The 17206-nt window shown below is 64.8% G+C and carries 14 protein-coding genes and 1 pseudogene; 7 read left to right on the top strand and 8 right to left on the bottom strand.

Going from position 1 to position 17206, the window contains the following annotated elements; genetic code table 11:
* Position 1: 1 nt before the first annotated feature.
* Positions 2-811 carry a MerR family transcriptional regulator gene (locus AAHM40_RS02335; RefSeq protein WP_342243249.1) on the bottom strand — a complete coding sequence of 270 codons (810 nt, stop codon included), beginning with the start codon at positions 809-811 and terminating at the stop codon, positions 2-4.
* Between the two features lie 262 nt (positions 812-1073).
* Between AAHM40_RS02335 and AAHM40_RS02330 the strand changes: the two are divergent.
* From AAHM40_RS02330 to AAHM40_RS02320, 3 genes and pseudogenes are all read left to right on the top strand, one after another.
* Positions 1074-1529 (top strand): annotated as a pseudogene (locus tag AAHM40_RS02330) (M24 family metallopeptidase); the annotation flags it as partial.
* 26 nt (positions 1530-1555) lie between these two features.
* Positions 1556-3319, top strand: a complete 1764-nt coding sequence (locus AAHM40_RS02325; RefSeq protein ID WP_342243248.1) for an SDR family oxidoreductase — start codon at positions 1556-1558, stop codon at positions 3317-3319.
* Between the two features lie 10 nt (positions 3320-3329).
* Positions 3330-4214 (top strand): metal-dependent hydrolase, encoded by an 885-nt coding sequence (locus AAHM40_RS02320; protein ID WP_342243247.1) that lies wholly within the window; start codon positions 3330-3332, stop codon positions 4212-4214.
* A 171-nt stretch (positions 4215-4385) separates the two neighbouring features.
* Here AAHM40_RS02320 and rmuC read toward each other — a convergent pair whose 3' ends face one another.
* A complete protein-coding gene (gene rmuC / locus AAHM40_RS02315) occupies positions 4386-5864 on the bottom strand; it encodes a DNA recombination protein RmuC (RefSeq protein ID WP_342243246.1) in 1479 nt (492 codons plus the stop codon).
* Between the two features lie 52 nt (positions 5865-5916).
* On the bottom strand, positions 5917-6327 hold the full coding sequence (locus AAHM40_RS02310) for a tetratricopeptide repeat protein (RefSeq protein WP_342243245.1): 411 nt from the start codon (positions 6325-6327) through the stop codon (positions 5917-5919).
* Positions 6328-6902: 575 nt separating this feature from the next.
* Here AAHM40_RS02310 and AAHM40_RS02305 point away from each other — a divergent pair.
* Together AAHM40_RS02305 and AAHM40_RS02300 are read left to right on the top strand one after the other, a co-directional pair.
* Positions 6903-7385, top strand: a complete 483-nt coding sequence (locus tag AAHM40_RS02305; protein WP_342243244.1) for a GreA/GreB family elongation factor — start codon at positions 6903-6905, stop codon at positions 7383-7385.
* Between the two features lie 28 nt (positions 7386-7413).
* A complete protein-coding gene (locus AAHM40_RS02300; protein ID WP_342243243.1) occupies positions 7414-7812 on the top strand; it encodes a hypothetical protein in 399 nt (132 codons plus the stop codon).
* 441 nt (positions 7813-8253) lie between these two features.
* Here the strand turns inward: AAHM40_RS02300 and AAHM40_RS02295 are convergent, their stop codons facing one another.
* From AAHM40_RS02295 to AAHM40_RS02280, 4 genes are all read right to left on the bottom strand, one after another.
* Positions 8254-11334 carry an error-prone DNA polymerase gene (locus AAHM40_RS02295; protein ID WP_342243242.1) on the bottom strand — a complete coding sequence of 1027 codons (3081 nt, stop codon included), beginning with the start codon at positions 11332-11334 and terminating at the stop codon, positions 8254-8256.
* A complete protein-coding gene (locus AAHM40_RS02290; RefSeq protein ID WP_342243241.1) occupies positions 11331-12746 on the bottom strand; it encodes a Y-family DNA polymerase in 1416 nt (471 codons plus the stop codon). Before AAHM40_RS02290 ends, AAHM40_RS02295 begins: the two co-directional genes overlap by 4 nt.
* A gap of 6 nt (positions 12747-12752) precedes the next feature.
* A complete protein-coding gene (gene imuA / locus AAHM40_RS02285) occupies positions 12753-13367 on the bottom strand; it encodes a translesion DNA synthesis-associated protein ImuA (RefSeq protein ID WP_342243240.1) in 615 nt (204 codons plus the stop codon).
* A gap of 208 nt (positions 13368-13575) precedes the next feature.
* Positions 13576-15189, bottom strand: coding sequence for a M28 family metallopeptidase (locus tag AAHM40_RS02280; RefSeq protein ID WP_342243239.1), 1614 nt, complete (start codon positions 15187-15189; stop codon positions 13576-13578).
* A 283-nt stretch (positions 15190-15472) separates the two neighbouring features.
* Between AAHM40_RS02280 and AAHM40_RS02275 the strand changes: the two genes are divergently transcribed.
* Positions 15473-16174 carry an SOS response-associated peptidase gene (locus tag AAHM40_RS02275; protein ID WP_342243238.1) on the top strand — a complete coding sequence of 234 codons (702 nt, stop codon included), beginning with the start codon at positions 15473-15475 and terminating at the stop codon, positions 16172-16174.
* A gap of 25 nt (positions 16175-16199) precedes the next feature.
* Here AAHM40_RS02275 and AAHM40_RS02270 read toward each other — a convergent pair whose 3' ends face one another.
* A complete protein-coding gene (locus tag AAHM40_RS02270) occupies positions 16200-16631 on the bottom strand; it encodes a hypothetical protein (RefSeq protein ID WP_342243237.1) in 432 nt (143 codons plus the stop codon).
* 113 nt (positions 16632-16744) lie between these two features.
* Here AAHM40_RS02270 and AAHM40_RS02265 point away from each other — a divergent pair, with 113 nt between their 5' ends.
* Entirely contained in the window at positions 16745-17131 is a 387-nt protein-coding gene (locus AAHM40_RS02265) for a hypothetical protein (protein ID WP_342243236.1), read from the top strand.
* The last annotated feature ends 75 nt before the right edge of the window (positions 17132-17206 follow it).

Raw genomic sequence — 17206 nt, 5'->3', positions numbered from 1 at the left:
TTCAGCGCTTCAGGAACCCCTTGAGCAACTCCCCTACGCGCTCTCCCAACTCCTGATTGGCCGAGAGTTGCAGGCCACGCGCCAGTTCGCTGTCCACCACCTGTTCCACCAGCGGGCGCAGGGCCAGCAGTTGGCGATTGAGGTCATCCAGTTCGCTGACGTGGGGCAAGTTGCTGGAGAGCAGCGGGTTGACCAAGTGCTCGACGATCATCCGCACGATGCCGGCCGATACCGGCTCCACCTGACGGCGGATCGCCGCGAACTGATCCAGCAGCGCATCCAGTGGAATCCCCGAGCGGTAGAGCTGCACCCCGGCACTGAACACGCGCGGGTTGAGCACCCGTAGATGGTCGCCGGCGAACTCGATCAGGCCCAGTTCACGCGCGCGATCCATGTTGTCGTCGGTGAGGTCGGCGCCGAACAGCGCCTGCACTTCGTCGAAGCCCAACCGCGTCGGTTCCACCAGGTTCCAGGCGCCGACTATGGCCTGTTCCAGCCCCAGCACATGGGCGAGATCCTGCCCTTGCTCCCAGGCCTCCAGCAGCTCGCGGATACTGGCGATGCTGTAACCGCGTTCCAGCAACTGGCCGATCAGCCGCAACCGCGCCAGGTGCTCGCCGCTGTAGATCCCCACGCGCCCACGCCGCTCCGGCGGTGGTAACAGGCCGCGATCCTGATAGGCACGCAGGTTGCGCACTGTGGTACCGGCCTCGACGGCCAGTTCATCCACCGTGTATTCGGCATCCGGCAGCACCGGTGCCTCGGCGGGCTGGTTGAGCAACGTACTGAGAAAGGAAGGGGCTTTTTTCATGGCCCGGATCATATCGCCGCCTCTCTCCCCCCAACAACAACGCCCGAGTTGGCCCAACCATTGGCTGGACTTGCCACAGGGCGCGACCCGGCGCAGCGCAAAAAACGTTATCGCGACCGCTCTATATCGTGCCTTGACGCCCGGCGGTAACGCGGTAACAGCAGGTACGCCGAGCAGGGCGCGGCTATGGCCAGGGTCGGATTTCCTGTTCAAGAATGACCGTGACATTGACTGATGTAACAGTCACACCACGGAGATCACCATGCCTGCCCCTGCCCTCAGTGCCCAAGACCTGTCCGAGTTCCGCAACGTGCAGCAACTGGCCTATCGCTGTGCGGAAGCCATCGCCGGCGAACTCAAGCCCGGCATCAGCGAGAAAGAAACCGCTGCGCTGATGAAGACCTGGCTGCAGGATCATGGCGTGAAGGACTGGTTCCACCAGCCCTTCGCCTGGTTCGGCCCCCGCACCGCATTCAAGGGCTTCGATGGGCTGCGCCACCTGGGTGGCTTCAACCTGGCCTTCTACCCCGGCAAGCAGCGGCTGGAGGAAGGCATGCCCTTCATCCTCGACTGCGCACCAACCCTGGGTGCCTATACGGCGGATATCGGCTACTCCGGCGCCCTGGGCAGCAACCTGCTGGTAGAGCGCCTGATGGATGACCTGATGGACCATCGCCAACTGATCCTCGATCTGGTGCGCCAACGCCTGCCGCTGGCCCGTCAACAGCCCAGGCAGGTGGCCGCATGAACGCGCCACTGATGCTCGAACCCCAGCGCTTCGCCGTGAAGGGCGATGGCGTGGAACTGGCCGCCTATCGTTGGGGCAACGCCACCGGGCGAACCCTGCTGCTGGTACACGGCTACCCCGATAACCACGAAGTCTGGCTGCCGCTGATCCGCGAGCTGGCCGCCGACTACCAGATCATCGCCTACGACGTGCGCGGCGCCGGTGCCTCGGATATCCCACGCAAGACCCGCGACTACCGCCTGAAGAAGCTGGCCAACGACCTGGAGGCGGTGATCAAGGCCGTCAGCCCGGATCGCCCGGTGCACCTTGTGGCCCATGACTGGGGTTCGATCCAGTCCTGGGAAGCGGTGACCGAGCCGCGTATCCAACCGTTGCTGGCCTCCTACACCACGGTGTCCGGCCCCTGCCTCGACCATGTGGGCCACTGGATGCGCGCGCGCCTGAAGGAAAAGCGCCCACGCGCGCTCGGTCAGGTGATCGGGCAGCTGTTCAGTTCCTGGTATATCGCGTTCTTCCACACCCCGCTGCTGCCGGAGTTGCTCTGGCGTGTCGGGCTCGCCCGCGCCTGGCCGACCTTGCTGCGGCGCCTGGAGGGCGTGCGCGAATCACGCCCCAACCCCACTCAAGCATCCGATGGCCAACACGGCGTAAAGCTCTATCGCGCCAACTTCATCACCAGCCTGTTCCGCCCGCGCCAGCGCCCGACCGAGGTGCCGGTGCAACTGATCGTCCCCACCCGCGACCGCTTCGTGCGCCCGCAGCTGTTCCAGGACCTGGATCGATGGGTTCCACGCTTGTGGCGGCGCGAGGTGGCCGCCGGGCACTGGCAACTGATGGCCGACCCGAGCCGCCTGGCCGGGTGGATTCGGGAGTTCGTCGATCACCTCGAAGGCGGCAACGCCAGCCGTGCCCTGGGTCTGGCGAAGATACGGCCCGGCAGTGGCCGCTTTGCCGGCAAGCTGGTGCTGGTAACTGGCGCCGGTAGCGGCATTGGCCGCGCCACCCTGCTGGAGTTCGCCGAACGCGGCGCCAGCGTTCTGGCTGCGGATATCGACCTGGCCGCAGCCGAACGCAGTGCCGAACTGGCCCGCGCCCTGGGCGCCAAGGCCTGGGCGTGGCAACTGGATGTCAGCGACAGCGCGCAGATGGAGGCCTTCGCCCATTCGGTACAGGCAGAGTTCAACTGCCCCGACCTGGTGATCAACAACGCCGGCATCGGCATGGCCGGCGCCATGCTCGACACCCGAGCCGAGGACTGGGAGCGTCTGCTGCGGGTCAACCTGTGGAGCGTGATCGACGGTTGCCGCCTGTTCGCCCAACAGATGGTCGATGCCGGTAAGGGCGGGCATATCGTCAACGTCGCCTCGGCAGCGGCCTTCGTGCCGTCACGCAATTACGCGGCTTACGCCACCAGCAAGGCCGCGGTACTGATGCTCAGCGAATGCCTGCGCGCCGAACTCGCCGGCAAGGGCATCGGCGTCACCGCCATCTGCCCCGGCCTGGTCAACACCGGAATCATCCAGGCCACCCGCTTCAACGGCCTGGACAGCGACGCCGAAGCCAAGCGCAAAGCCAAGGTGCAGCGGCTCTACCGGCGCCGCAACCTCAGCGCCGAAACCGTGGCCGCGCGCATTGCCGATGCGGTGGAGCGCAACAAGGCCGTGCAGGCGGTGGGTAGCGAAGCCCATCTCAGCGTCGCCCAATGGCGCTTCGCACCCTGGCTGCCGCGCCTGCTGGCGCGCATGAACCTTTCTGCCTGAGGACATCTCCATGCGCCATGAGCATCACCGCCTGGAACAACGCAAGGTGCGCTTCGATTTCGCCGACACCCCGCTGCACTGGGTGCCCGGCGAGCCTGAGGCCTCGCACATCATGAACACCCTGCACCTGATCCTGCCGGCTGGAGAATTCTGGTTCTGCCGGGTCTACAACAAGGCCCTGCCGCTGATTACCGATGAGCACCTGCACAAGGACGTGCGCGGTTTCGTGCGCCAGGAAGCGCAGCACGCCCGCGTCCATGACAGCGCCCTCACACCCTACCTGGAGCGCCACGGCATCGACCCGACGCCCTTCACCAAGGGCATCTACTGGCTGTTCGAGAAGGTGCTCTGCGACTACCCCCTGGGCGAAAACGCCCTCACCCGCCGCCTGCAGCCCTGGTGGCTGCGCCAGCGGGTCGGGCTGATCGCCGCGGTGGAGCATTTCACCTGCGTGCTGGGCAACTGGATCATCACCACCCGCAGCCTGGACAACGCCGACCCGGTGATGCTCGACCTGCTGCGCTGGCACGGTGCCGAGGAAGTGGAACACCGCTGCGTGGCCCACGACCTGCACGTACACCTGAAGGGCAGCCTGCTGATGCGCTGGTTCTACATGCTGGTGGCAAGCTCAGCACTGATCTTCCTGTTCAGCCGCTCCATGCACACCCTGATGCGCCAGGACCCGGCCACCCGCTACCACTGGGGCTTCCTGCGGCTCTGGTACGCCCTGGGCAAGCGCGACCTGCTGCCTGCCATGGGCAGCATCGGCGTGGCGGTGTTGCGGTACTTCAAACCGGATTTTCACCCGCGCAGCGAAGGCGATCTGCAAGTGGCGCTGGATTACCTGGCCAGCTCACCGGCCGCACAAAGGGCAGCGGCGGAGGCGGCGGGGTGACCATGTGGGAGTGAGTTCAGACGCGATGGGGAAGGTGCAGCCGGGAAGCCCGCATGGAGCTCCACCGCCCTCATCCCCGGCCCCTCTCCTAATGGGCACACGCCACCATTGGCGCGATCCCTGTAGGGGCGAATTCATTCGCCAAGCAGACCGAAGGTCTGCCCAATAACCTCAGCCCTCTATCTGCTCATCCAGCAGCGGCAACCCCGCCGCCCGCTCAAGCAGGTCATTGGGCAGGCTCTTGCTGGCGCGGGCGCCGAGGAGCTTGAGGTTTTCCACCCGGCTGATCAGGTTGCCGCGGCCTTCCACCAGCTTGTTGCGGGCGTTGGCGTAGGCCTTGTCCAGTTGCTGCAGGCGGCTGCCCATCTCGTCCAGGTCCTGGACGAAGGCAACGAACTTGTCGTACAGCGCTCCCGCTCGCTCGGCGATCTCGCGGGCGTTCTGGCTTTGCCGCTCCTGGCGCCAGAGGCTGTCGATCACCCGCAGGGTGGCCAGCAATGTGGTCGGGCTGACGATCACGATGTGTTGCTCGAAGGCCTCCTGGAACAACCCTGGATCAGCCTGCAAGGCGGCGGCGAACGCCGCTTCGATGGGCACGAAGAGCAGCACGAAGTCCAGGCTGTGCAGGCCCTCCAGGCGCTGGTAATCCTTCACCGACAGCCCCTTGAGGTGGCTGCGCAGGGACAATACGTGCTGTTTCAGGGCCTGGCTGCGGGTGTTCTCGTCGTCGGCGGCGATCAGCGCCTGGTAGGCGGTCAGGCTGACCTTGGCGTCCACCACCACCTGTTTGTCTCCCGGCAACTGGATCAGCACGTCGGGCTGGAAACGCTCGCCCTCGGCACTCTTCAGGCTGACCTGGGTCTGGTACTCGCGGCCCTTCTCCAGGCCGGCATGCTCCAGTACCCGTTCCAGCACCAGCTCGCCCCAGTTGCCCTGGGTCTTCTGGCCTTTGAGGGCGCGGGTGAGGTTGGTGGCTTCGTCACCCAGGCGCTGGTTGAGCTGTTGCAGGCGCTCCAGCTCCTTGCCGAGGGAGAAGCGCTCGCGGGCCTCCTGTTGATAGCTTTCTTCCACCCGCTTCTCGAAGGCCTGAATGCGCTCCTTGAGCGGGTCGAGCAACTGGCCGAGGCGCTGTTGGCTGGTTTCGGCGAAGCGCTGTTCACGCTCGTCGAAGATCTTCCCCGCCAGTTCGGCGAACTGTGCGCGCAGGTCGTCGCGGGCGGCCTGCAGGTCACCCAGACGTTGTTCGTGGGCCTCACGCTGCTCACGCAGTTCGGCCTCAAGACCGGCGCGATCGGCATCCAGGCGGCGCAACTCGGCATCCTTGCGCTCACGTTCCTGGTTCCACGCCAGCAAGGCTTCGCGGGCGCTCTGGCGTTCGACGCCGAGCAATTCGGCCTCGCGGCGCAGGGCCGCCAACTCGGCCTGTTGAGCGGAATTGAGCTGGCTGAGCTCGCGGTTTTCGTCGCGGCTGTCATCCAGTTGCACGGCCAGGCCGTCCTGGGCCAGTTGGGCATTGGCCAGGCGCTCTTCAAGGAGGGTGTGTTCGGTCTGGAGGGCGGTGAGCTTGCGGTGCTGCTGCCAGGCCAGGCCCAGCAGGGGCACGGCGGCGGCGAGCAGGCCAATCAACAGGTTGGGGATATCTAGGGGCATGAGCGGCTCCGCGCTGGAATGCCGCGAGTATACCCAGCGGCGCGCGGCGCGATCAGGATTGCAGCGTTAGGCGGCTGAGCAGGCGCTTGGCTTCGTGGGACCCCTGGGCAGCGGCCTGTTCCAGCCAGTGGCGGGCTTGCTCCGGCTCGTTGATGCGCGGCTGGCTGCACAGGCGACCCAGCTCGAGCTGGGCACGGCGATCACCGGCACGGGCGGCCTGTCGCAGCATGTCCAGGCCGATGCGGCGGTCACGCTGATTGCCGCAGTCGCGGCAGAGCATTTGCCCGAGACGGCTCTGGGCCGCCACCACACCTTCTCGTGCCGGCTGCTTGAGCAGCTTGCCGGCGAACCGCTTCACGCTAGGCGCCTGGCCCAGACGCGGGCTGTCCAGCAGCCAGAGGGCGACACGGGTCGGCAAGGTTTGCTGATTGACGATGGATTCGGCGGGAACGCGGTACTTCATGAAAAGAGGCAGGTGGCCGGAAAGGCGCGCAACTCTACTCCTTTTTCGTGGCAGGTAAAGTCTTGCAATTGCCGCAGGTCGCGTTCTAGAGCAAGTGCTCGGGACAATCCACAGAAGCTGTGGATAACTCTGTGAAGAAGATGCTCGAAACGTCACCAAGTGCTTATGGACCGGGGCCTCCGCTCAAACTGATGATTTTTTCACCAATTATAAAAATCCTTATTTTTCATGCACTTACGAATTCAGCACGGAGAATCAAGCGCTTACAAGGGATTTCGGTAGCCGTTTGCGAGGCTGCTTCGCGTCTGTGCACAACTTGGAACTGTCAATACCCTGCACGCCCCGTTGCGGGGCATTTTCCTCGGAAAGGCGGCTAGAACCTATGTTGTACGGGTGTTCCAGACGACGACGAATGGCATGAAATGGGGCCACCGGGGCTTTCGCCAAGCTGGTACGAACGTACTTTTGCGCCAACTCTGTGCACAGATTCGTCCCTTCTTGTACGGACCTGTTTTCCGCCACCGCGCTTGGCCCCTTAGAATGCTTCGCCTGCCCCTTAGACCTCGACTTCCCCCATGGACAAAGCCCGTATCCATCGCCTGATCCTCGACAAGCTCGCCGCCGACCTGCACGTGCTGCAACGCGCGGCGCAGACTGCCTACGAGGCAGCGACCCACGCCGAGAACATCGCGGAAAACAAATACGACACCCTTGGCCTGGAAGCCTCCTACCTGGCCACCGGCCAGGCTCGCCGGGCCGCAGAGATCAAGCAGGCGCTGGGGCTGTTCGAACACCTCAATCTGCGCCCTTTCGATCCCGCACGCGGCATTCAGCTCAGCGCCCTGGTGCTCCTGGCGGCCGAAGACGGCAGCGAGCAGCGGTTGTTCCTCGGCCCCGAAGCCGCTGGCCTGAAAGTGGTGGACGACGGCGAGGAAATCACGGTGATCAGCCCCCGTTCGCCCCTGGGCCAGGCCCTGCTGGGCAAAGCCGAAGGCACAGAGGTGACGCTGACCATTGGCAACGGCAGCCAAACCTTCGAGGTGCTGGAGGTACACTGAAACAGCCGCCCATCGCCTCGGAGGCTCCATGGCTCGCCCACGTCGCATCCTGCGCATCAGCTTCAATCCCGTGGTCCTGACCCTCAGCGTCGCACTGGGCGTCTGGCTCGGCTTCATCGCCATCAGCCTGAGCGCCTACCTCGGCTACCAGTTCTACATGGCCGACAGCGAGACCCCGGTTGCCCAGGTCTTCACCCCGCCACCCGCGCCGCCGCAGCCAGCGCCAACGCCACCGAGCACGGGCGAAGAGCGCCTGCAGAAGTACGAGGAGCGCTACAACGCCACCCAGCGCGCGGACAACGAGCGCCTGGAACGCCTGGAGGAGCAGCGTCGGCTGAACGATGCCAAATGTCAGTTCTGGACCGAGCAGTACCGAAACGCACCCACCGAGAAGGCCAAGCGCAACATGGTCCAGGAGTGCGGATAGGCGTCTCGTCTGAATCCATCGTGCCAGCCGACCAAAGGCAGCCGGCTTCAAGTGACCGTCACAATGTCGCGGCTAGACTCCGGTTGTGCGTCCTTCACTTTGGCGCCAGAGGCGGTTTGCAATGGGTCCCGAATTCTTCATAGTCCTGATGATCATGGGCTGGCTGCTGGCAGCGGTCGCGCTGCTGTGGGCCATGCTCAGGATCTCCCACCATCACCACCATCACCACGGCCGGCCTTCGCCGCCCCACTCCTCCCGCTCGTTCCGGCGGCACAAGGCGAAAGACTCCCCGATTACTCCGCACTGAACTTCTTGAAGAACGGGCGCGCAATGCGCCCCTTGGCGAATAAATAGGCCCCTGAAAAACCCACAAAAGCGTCGGCATTTTCGGCGAAATATGCATTTTTGTGGATGCGGCTCTTCGTGGGATGGAGCGTCTGCCTAGTGGAAATCCCGGCTTTTCACATCGAGCCCGTCAAGCAGCGGCGTGAGGTCGTGCAGACGTCGGGCAATGAGGTGGCGCACGCCGTCCACCGACTCCAGGCGGCCATCCACCTGCAGCAGTTGCGAGCCCACCAGCACACGGCGCTGGCGTTCCGCCAGGTCGTGCCAGACCACCACATTGACCATGCCGTGTTCGTCTTCCAGGGTGACGAAAATCACCCCACTGGCGGTCTGCGGACGCTGCCGCCCCACCACCAGGCCGGCGACGCTGACCTGCCGCCCATGTTCCACCGCCAGCAGTTCCCGCGAACTGCGGCAACGCCGCTTGCGCAGCGCACTCCGTAGCAACGCCATGGGGTGCGGCCCGAGGGTGGTGCCCACTGTTGCGTAGTCAGTGAGCATGTCTTCCGCCACGCTGGGTAGCGGCAGCGCCACCTGCGCTTCCTCCTGCTCCGGCAGATCGGCGAAGAGTGGCGCCTGCACCTCCACCCCGGCCATCGTCCAGCGCGCCCGATGGCGATGACCGGCCAGACCGCGCAGGGCGCCGGAATCGGCCAGCAGTTCGCGAGCGCGAGCATCCAGATGGGCGCGTTGGCTGAGGTCGCTCACACTGCTGAAAGGCGCAGCCTGCCGCGTCGCCTCGATGCGTCGTGCATCGTCCTCACGAAAGCCTTTCACCATGCGCAGCCCAAGGCGGATAGCCGGTTCGCCCCCCAGCTCCAGCGACTCCAGGGAGCAGTCCCAGTCGGAATGCTGCACATCCACCGGACGCACTTCGATGCCATGACGGCGGGCATCCTGCAGCACCTGGTCGGGACTGTAGAAACCCATGGGCCAGCTGTTGATCAAGGCGCAGGCATAGGCGGCCGGCTCATGGCATTTCAGCCAGCAGCTGGCATAGGTGAGCAGGGCGAAACTGGCCGCATGGGACTCGGGAAAACCGTAGCTGCCGAAACCCTTGATCTGTTCGAAGATCCGCTCGATGAACGCCTGTTCATACCCCTTGGCGAGCATTCGCGAAGTGAGCCGCTGACGATGGTGTTCCAGGCCGCCGTGACGCTTCCAGGCCGCCATGTTGCGACGTAACTCATCGGCCTCGCCGGGGGTGTAGTCGGCGGCAACCATGGCCAATTGCATCACCTGTTCCTGGAACAGTGGCACGCCGAGGGTCCGCTCGAAAACGGGGATGAGTTCTTCCTTCGGATAGGTCACCGGCTCTTCCTTGTTACGCCGGCGCAAGTAGGGATGGACCATGTTGCCCTGGATCGGCCCCGGCCGGACGATGGCGACCTGTATCACCAGGTCGTAGAAGGTCCTGGGCTTGAGGCGCGGCAGCATGGACATCTGCGCCCGCGACTCGATCTGAAATACGCCGATGGTGTCGGCGCGGCTGATCATCTCGTAGGTGGCGGTGTCCTCCTTGGGCAGCGTGGCCAGGGTCCATTGGGTGCCGCGATAGTGCTCGATCAGGGCAAAGCAGCGACGCAACGCGCTGAGCATGCCAAGCGCCAGCACGTCCACCTTGAGCAGCCCCACCAGGTCAAGGTCGTCCTTGTCCCACTGGATCACGGTGCGCTCGGCCATGCTGGCGTTTTCCACCGGCACCAGGCTGTCCAGCGGCGCTTCGGAAATCACGAAACCGCCGGGGTGCTGCGAGAGGTGCCGGGGAAAGCCGATCAGCTCGTTGGTCAGCGCCAGCACCGGGCGCAGCACCGGGCTGTCCGGGTCGAAACCCACCTCGCGCAGGCGCTCTGCCGAGGGGGCCTGGTCGCTCCAGCCGCCACAGCAGTCAGCCAGGGCGTTGACCTGGTCCGGCGGCAACCCCAGGGCCTTGGCCACATCGCGAATGGCACCGGCCCCGTGATAGGTGCTGACCACGGCGGTAAGCGCCGCCCTGCCCCGCCCATAACGGCGGAACACGTACTGGATGACTTCCTCGCGGCGTTCGTGCTCGAAGTCTACGTCGATGTCCGGTGGCTCGTTGCGTTCCCGGGACATGAAGCGTTCGAACAGGAGTTCGGTGGCATCGCATGGGTTCAATTCGGTGATGCCCAGGGCAAAGCACACCACCGAGTTGGCCGCGGAACCGCGCCCCTGGCAGAGGATGCTCTCTCTGCGGGCGAACTCGACGATGTCGTATACCGTGAGGAAATAGCTTTCGTAGCCCAGCTCAGCGATCAGTGCGAGCTCTTTCTCCACCAGCATCCGGGCTTTCTCCGGCGCACCATCGGGCCAGCGACGGACCAACCCCTTCTCGGTGACGAGACGCAGCCAGGTGGTGGGGCTTTGGCCGTCTGGCACCAGCTCACGGGGGTACTGGTAGTTCAGTTGGCCCAGGTTGAAACCGCAACGGCGAGCGATGCGCACCGATTCGGCAAGCAGCTCCGGCGGGTAGAGGCTGGCCAGCACTTCGCGGCGACGCAGGTGGCGCTCGCCATTGGGGAACAGCCGGTGACCCGCTTCGGCCAGGGTGCAATGGTGGCGCACGGCAGTCATGCAATCCTGCAGGGCGCGGCGGCCACGGGCATGCATATGCACATCGCCGGTCGCCACCGCAGGAATCTCGAGGCGCTCGGCCAGGGCCAGCAGTCGAGCCAGGCGGCTGGCGTCATCCGGGCCCTGGTGCAGCTCCACTGCCAGCCACAGGCGTTCGGGGAAGCACTCGCGCAGCCAGGGGCCTTCACGCTCATCGTCTTCCCGGTCGGGCACCCAGATTGCCAGCACGCCGTCGGTGGATTCGCTCATGTCCTCGCGAAGTAATCGGTAGTTCCCCTTTTGCGCCCGCCGCCGGGCCTGGGTAATGATCCGGCAGAGGTGCTGGTAACCCGTCAGGCTCTCCACCAGCAGCACCAGCTTGGGCCCGCCATCGACGCGCACCTCGCTGCCGATCACCAGGGGCAGCGAGGCCTTCTTCGCTGCCTGCCAGGCACGGACGATACCGGCCAGGGTGCATTCGTCAGTGATCGCCAGGGCTGTGTAACCATGACGCGCTGCCCGCTGGAACAATTCGTCGGCACTGGAGGCTCCGCGCTGGAAGCTGAAATTGGACAGGCAATGCAACTCGGCGTAGGCGCTCATGCGAACCAGCCGTGCAACAGCAACGGCCCCTCCCCGTTCACCGTCCGGAAGGCCCAACCACGCTGGCCGCCTCGGGTTTCCACCAGGTAGTAATCACGGCGTACATCGCTGCCATCCCACCAGCCGGACTCGATGCGTTCGGGGCCGGCCAGGATGCGCACGCTGCCCTCCCGCAGCAGCACCGGGTCACGCAGCAGCCAACCGGGACGCGGTGGGCCAGCCAGGATCGGCACCTGCGGGGCATCGACGTCCAGCTGCCAGGCGCATTCGGGGCGGTGATCGGCACGAGCGGCCAGGCTGTGCACGGCATCGTCCCCCAGGCGTGCCCGCAGACGTTCGCGCAATTGCTCCCAGGGCAGGGATTGTTGCGGGCGCTCATCGAACAGCTCGCGCCGCTCCGGCACGAAGGCCGGCAGGTCCCGCGCCTGCAGGCGGAAAGCGCGCACCGGCGCCGGTACCTGCAACTGCTCCAGGCGCCCACGAGCCAGTTCGAAGAGCATGGCCGCCTCGCGCTCGGCGCTGAGCAAACCCACTGGCACCTGTGTGTCCGGGATGTCGCGGTGTTCCAGATAGAGGGTGAAGCGCTGTACCCCGCTGTCGCGGCTGGCGAGGAAGGCGGCCAGGTCGGCGGTGAGACGGCGCAGGGGGAAGAGCAACGCCTGGTGGGATTCCACCTCGAAATTCAGCTCGATACGCAGGTCGAACTCATCCGGCGGCCGGTAGCACTCCAGCGCCAGCGGACGCTCGCCGAGCAGGGTATCGAAGTGCTGCAGCACCTCGGCCGGAAAGCGCCGGGCGACCGTGCTCCGGGGCAGCGCCAGCACCTGTTCGACAGTACGCAGCCCCATGCGGATGAAAGCGGTAACGGTTTCCCGAGCCAGGCCAGCTCGCTCCACCGGCATCCGCCCCAGGACCTCGCGCAACTCACCCTGGTTCGCCACTGCCAGGCCATCGTAGGCATTGGCCAACATCCGCGCCGCCACCGGGTTGGGCGCCGCGACGATGCGGTGACGAAAGCCCAAGGCCGCCAGCTCCCCCCGCAAGCGCGCCTCGAAGCGCGGCCACGGGCCGAACAGGGCGAAGCTGGATTCCACCTCCAACAACAGGCAACGCGGATAACGCAGGCTGACCTGGGAGCTGAAGCCATAGGCCCAGGCGGCGAGCAACTGCTGCCAGCGCTCGATGGAAGCCGGGTCGTATTCCACCAGGGCGAAGTCACGGGTCAGGGCATGGGCAGCAGTCAATGACTGCCCGGGACGCAAGCCCAGGCTCCTGGCCGCCGGGTTGAGCGCACGCAGCACACGGCGCTGGGGTGTGCCGGTCACCAGCGCCAGGGGTGCCTCGGGGTCGGGGTGGCCGCGCAGTACACCATCCAGCGCCAATTGCGGCAGCAATATGCAGGCCCAGCGCATGAGGATTTACCGAGCCAGAACAATGGGCGCGGCAGGTGGCAGCCCACCCCGGCACTTGAGCACCCGCAACTGCGCCGGCTGTCCATCAACGGCAACGCGCAGGGCCGCTGGCGAGGGGTTGAGGGCGGCATCGATCGGCCGGTAGGCAAAGGCCAGGGTCTGCCCGGTTTCGGCGGCCACCTGCAAGCGGCGCAAGGCACGGTCGTCGGCCTGCTGCGGCCAGCAAAGCACGGCGCCGCAACTGCCGGAACGCAGGCACTGCTCAGCCGCCCAGAGTGCATCACGGCCGCTGGCCTCAACCAGCGCCAGCCAACGCAGGTCCACGCCGGCTGCCCGCCAGGCCTGTGGATAAGGAATATGCGGTGGCGCCACCAGCACCACGCGCTCGGCGCTGGCGGTCAGCCGTGCCAGCGTGGGCCAGAGCAGGCGCAGCTCACCCAGGCCCGCAGCTGGAACCAGGATTTCGCTGAGCGCGGCTTCAGGCCAGCCACCGCCCGGCAGCACGCTGTCCAGAACGCGATGGCCGGTGGGTTGCTCGCGGCCGGCCGGCTGCGCACCGGACTGGCCTTTCCAGACCCGCCGCTCGTTGAGCAGGGCGTCGAGGGCAACGACAGCGCCCATCAGGCCCATCCATTGTCGGAAGAGAAAAACGGCAGCCCCGGGGAAGGGCTGCCGAAAGGGCCAGGAACAATCATCAAGGCCATTGGGGGGAAATCCTAAGAATACTGTATTTATATACAGTAAATAGCAGAGACTTCTCCCGGTCAATCCAGAAAAGACAGAAGGCCTGCAGGAGCGCGTGGCTCCCACAGGTCAGGCGTCCAGTCCGCTATTTGACGTAGTGGTTACCCCAGCGCTCGACCTGGCGCACCGACTGCTGACGCAGGGTAGTCGCACCTTTCGCCTGCTCGGCAGCCGCGGCGATCTCGTCGTCGATGATCTTCGTCGACAGCGACAGCCAACTGGTGGCGAAGGCCATGGCGTCGCCGTTGATCTCCAGAGCGTTCAGATCGATGTTGGCGGTGTCGTCGCATCCCTGGTGGTAGCAGGGATCGAAGGGTTGGCCAGCAGCGCCGCCGTACTTCTGCGCCTGCTCTTCGCTCTTGATGTCTTCGGCGCCAGTGAACAGGCCACCGAAGGGGATGCCCACTTCGAAGAACTGCGCATAGTCGGAGCGGAAGTCGATCTGGGTGCCCTCGGACGGCTCCCCACGCAGCGTGAAGTAAGCCTCGAACAGACGCTCGATGGCAGCCGAGCCGGGCGGGCCCTGCAGGCCGAAGGAGGAGCCGTCGCCGTCATAGATGAAGTTGCCGAAGTTGGGCGAACCGATCATGTCGAAGTTCAGGTACGCCTTGATCTTCTTCCGTTCCTCATCGCTGAGGCTGTTGACGTAGAAGGTCGAGCCCACCAACCCGGACTCCTCGGCCCCCCACCAGGCGAAGCGCACCTTGTTCTGCGGATGCGCCTTGCGCAGCAGCACGGCCATCTCCAGCAGAGACGCACTGCCCGAGCCGTTGTCATTGATGCCAGGGCCTTCGAATACCGAGTCCAGGTGCGCACCGGCCATCACCACATTGTTCGGATTGCCGCGCCGGGTCTCGGCCACCAGGTTGAAGGTCTGCGTCTTCTCGCGAATCACGTCCGCCACCATGCGTAGCTGCAGGCCGGCGGTCTGGGACCAGGCCACGCCGTTGTCATAGGTGGCGAACAGCACCGGGATGCCGCCTTCGTAGGTGTCACCCAGGGTGACGTTCTCCAGGCCCTTGCGGTCCTCGGTGTTGCCCTGGTTGAAGATGATCACCCCCGCCGCACCCGCAGCGGCGGCGTTCTCCGCTTTCAGTTCGAAGTTGCAGCTACCGCGCTGGACCAGGGCGATGGCGCCACTGGGGAAGCCGGCGAAGTCCTCCGCCTCGCAACCGCTGGTGGAGGCGTTGCCAGCCCCGAGGGACAGATCCACCGCTACCACGGGGGCGCTGACATCACCGGGGTCGGTCTGCGACAGGTAGTTGAAGTCCTCCTCCCAGACATAGCTCGACGGCTGTGGCGCCAATGCCTGCAGGGTACCCGGCCCCTTGGGGAAGAACGCGGTGAAGGGGAACGGCTGCACCCGCACCTGATAGCCGGCGCGCTCCAGGGTTTTCTTCACATAGTCGATCGACGCCTGGTAGCCCGGCAGGCCGGCGGCGCGGTTGCCGTCATTGAGGGTGGCGATGTCCTGCAGCTCCTGCAGGCGGTGCATCACATTGTTCGCCTGCAGGCAGCGCGGCAGGCCGAGGGGCGTACCGACCAGGACCGGCGACTTGCAAAGGGCGGGGTTGGGTTTACCGGGGCTCCAGAACTCGGTGAAGGCATCGCCTTCAGGCATCGGAGCGGCAAGGGTGGAAGTGGAAGCGGCGAGAATCAGGGAACCAACAACACATCTGACGCTGTTCTTGTGGGTCATGACTTCAATCCTTTTGAAGTGGTTGTAGGTGGCCCGCCATGGCGTTGCGCCACTGTCCTGTACGGCTTCCTCGGGGGCAGGCCTGAGAGAAGAGACTGGCGCAAGGTCGTTCAGTTCTTCCGGCTCCTTGTAAAAAACGTGCAGCTTGTCGCCTTTTTCGCAGAAGTTCGCTGCAGATATACAGGCACCTGGCCATTAAAAAGGTGGCCATATCATGTCATTCACCCCTGCCAAGGCTTCGCAGGACCTATGCTCAATCCATCCCCGGACACAGGAACCTGCCATGTGCGGCCGCTATGTCAGCCCCTCGGAACGCGCCATCGAAGACTACTGGCACATCGGCGCCCGCGACTCCGGACGCTGGGTCCAGAGCTTCAACGTGGCGCCCACCAGCATCGTCCCGATGCTGCGCCTGGACGAACAGGGCGAACTGCAACTGGCATCCGCCCGCTGGGGCCTGATCCCTGCCTGGTGGAAGGAAGCGAAGCCACCGACCATGTCCTGTAATGCCCGCAGCGAAGAAGCCGCCAGCAAGCCCCTTTGGCGACAGAGCCTGCGCACCCAGCGCTGCCTGATGCCGGCCCTGGGTTGGTATGAGTGGAACCCACGCGAGGAAGTCCGCAACGCCCGCGGCCGGCTGGTCCACCAGCCCTATTACCTCTTCAGCCCGAACGACGCCGTGCTGGCATTCGCCGCCATGTGGGCCACCTGGCACGCCCCGGATGGCCAGCCCATCACCTCCTGCGCCCTGCTCACCCGAGAAGCCGCCCCCTCAATCGGTGCGATCCACAATCGTATGCCAGTGGTCCTGGCGCCCGAGCAGTTCGACCTGTGGCTGGCGCCCGATACAACAGACGAACAGGTACAGCGCGCCATGGCCAAGGCGCGCAGTGACTTCGTGGGGCGCGCAGTGTCCACGCGGGTAAATGATGTGCGCAATGATGATGAAGGGTTGATCGAGGTCGTGTCCGAGCCGCTGTCCTGAAGCCAGTCAGAACCCCTACGAAAGCCTACTCACCAACAGCCAGCCGCAATCGGGCCGGCGCCAACGTTCGACTCGCAAGGCGTGAACAGCAGGTTGTGTACGCGCTGATTGCCATCCGCTCAGCCAACGCGAGCCGCGCAAAATCCGCCATCTGGTCATCCGACCAAGGGACTGCCGCTTCTTCCAGGAAGGCCACCATGGCGATATGCGCGGCAGATGCGTTCAGAGAGAGCTGACGCAGCTCCACCCAGTAATCTGGTTCGATCACGAATCGCTCCTGGCGCATCACATTGCTAGATGCACTTGATAAGCAATAGCGCACGAACCTCAGGAACTCCAGGAAAAATCCGATGGCTGGTGGAGAGGCGAAAGAAAAACGGTTTTCAAGACCAGTAATCGCCCGGCCAAACAATGGCGAACGGCGGGAATACACTTGATTCACATAGGCAGTGGTCACCGGGGGAGGATTCTCGCCCCTCCCGTCGATTACCTCCGCTCCCAGACGCCCTGCCCGAACGGCCAACCGGCCACACACCGACCGGCCAAATGCACCAGCCTGGAGCAACCGCCATGAAGAACATGACCCCTGGCCCCTCGTCAGCATTGATCCGTAGCGGCAGTTTCGCGCTTCTTTCCGCCCTGCTGATCGCAACAGGCTGTACGCACAACCCCGACATCAGAGCCAGCCGTGATGGAACCTCCGGCATCACGACCAGGGCGAATCCTGACTACATAAGCTGCGTGAAGGACGGTATTCGGCAAGACGCCCAGACCTTCACCACGGAGGAAAGTGGCAAGACACTCCTGTTCGTTGGCAGCACTGAACCCGACAAGGCATACGGGCTTGTCGAACTCACCAGCGGCCAAGGCCAGAATCACTACTCCGTGTACCAGCGCAATGCCTGGCAGGACAAAGGGCGGCTGATCAATGCGGCGCGGATGTGCTCCAGCGCCTAGGGCGTTGGGCCTTTTCAGTCCTTTGAAAGTAAAAAGCCCCGCCGACCTTCGTCTGCGGGGCTTTGCATGTATGGC

The sequence above is a fragment of the Pseudomonas sp. OTU5201 genome (assembly GCF_038440135.1).
GTDB lineage: Bacteria > Pseudomonadota > Gammaproteobacteria > Pseudomonadales > Pseudomonadaceae > Metapseudomonas > Metapseudomonas resinovorans.
Note: the sequence above shows the minus strand (reverse complement) of the source record. Positions and strands in the feature narration are given on the sequence as shown.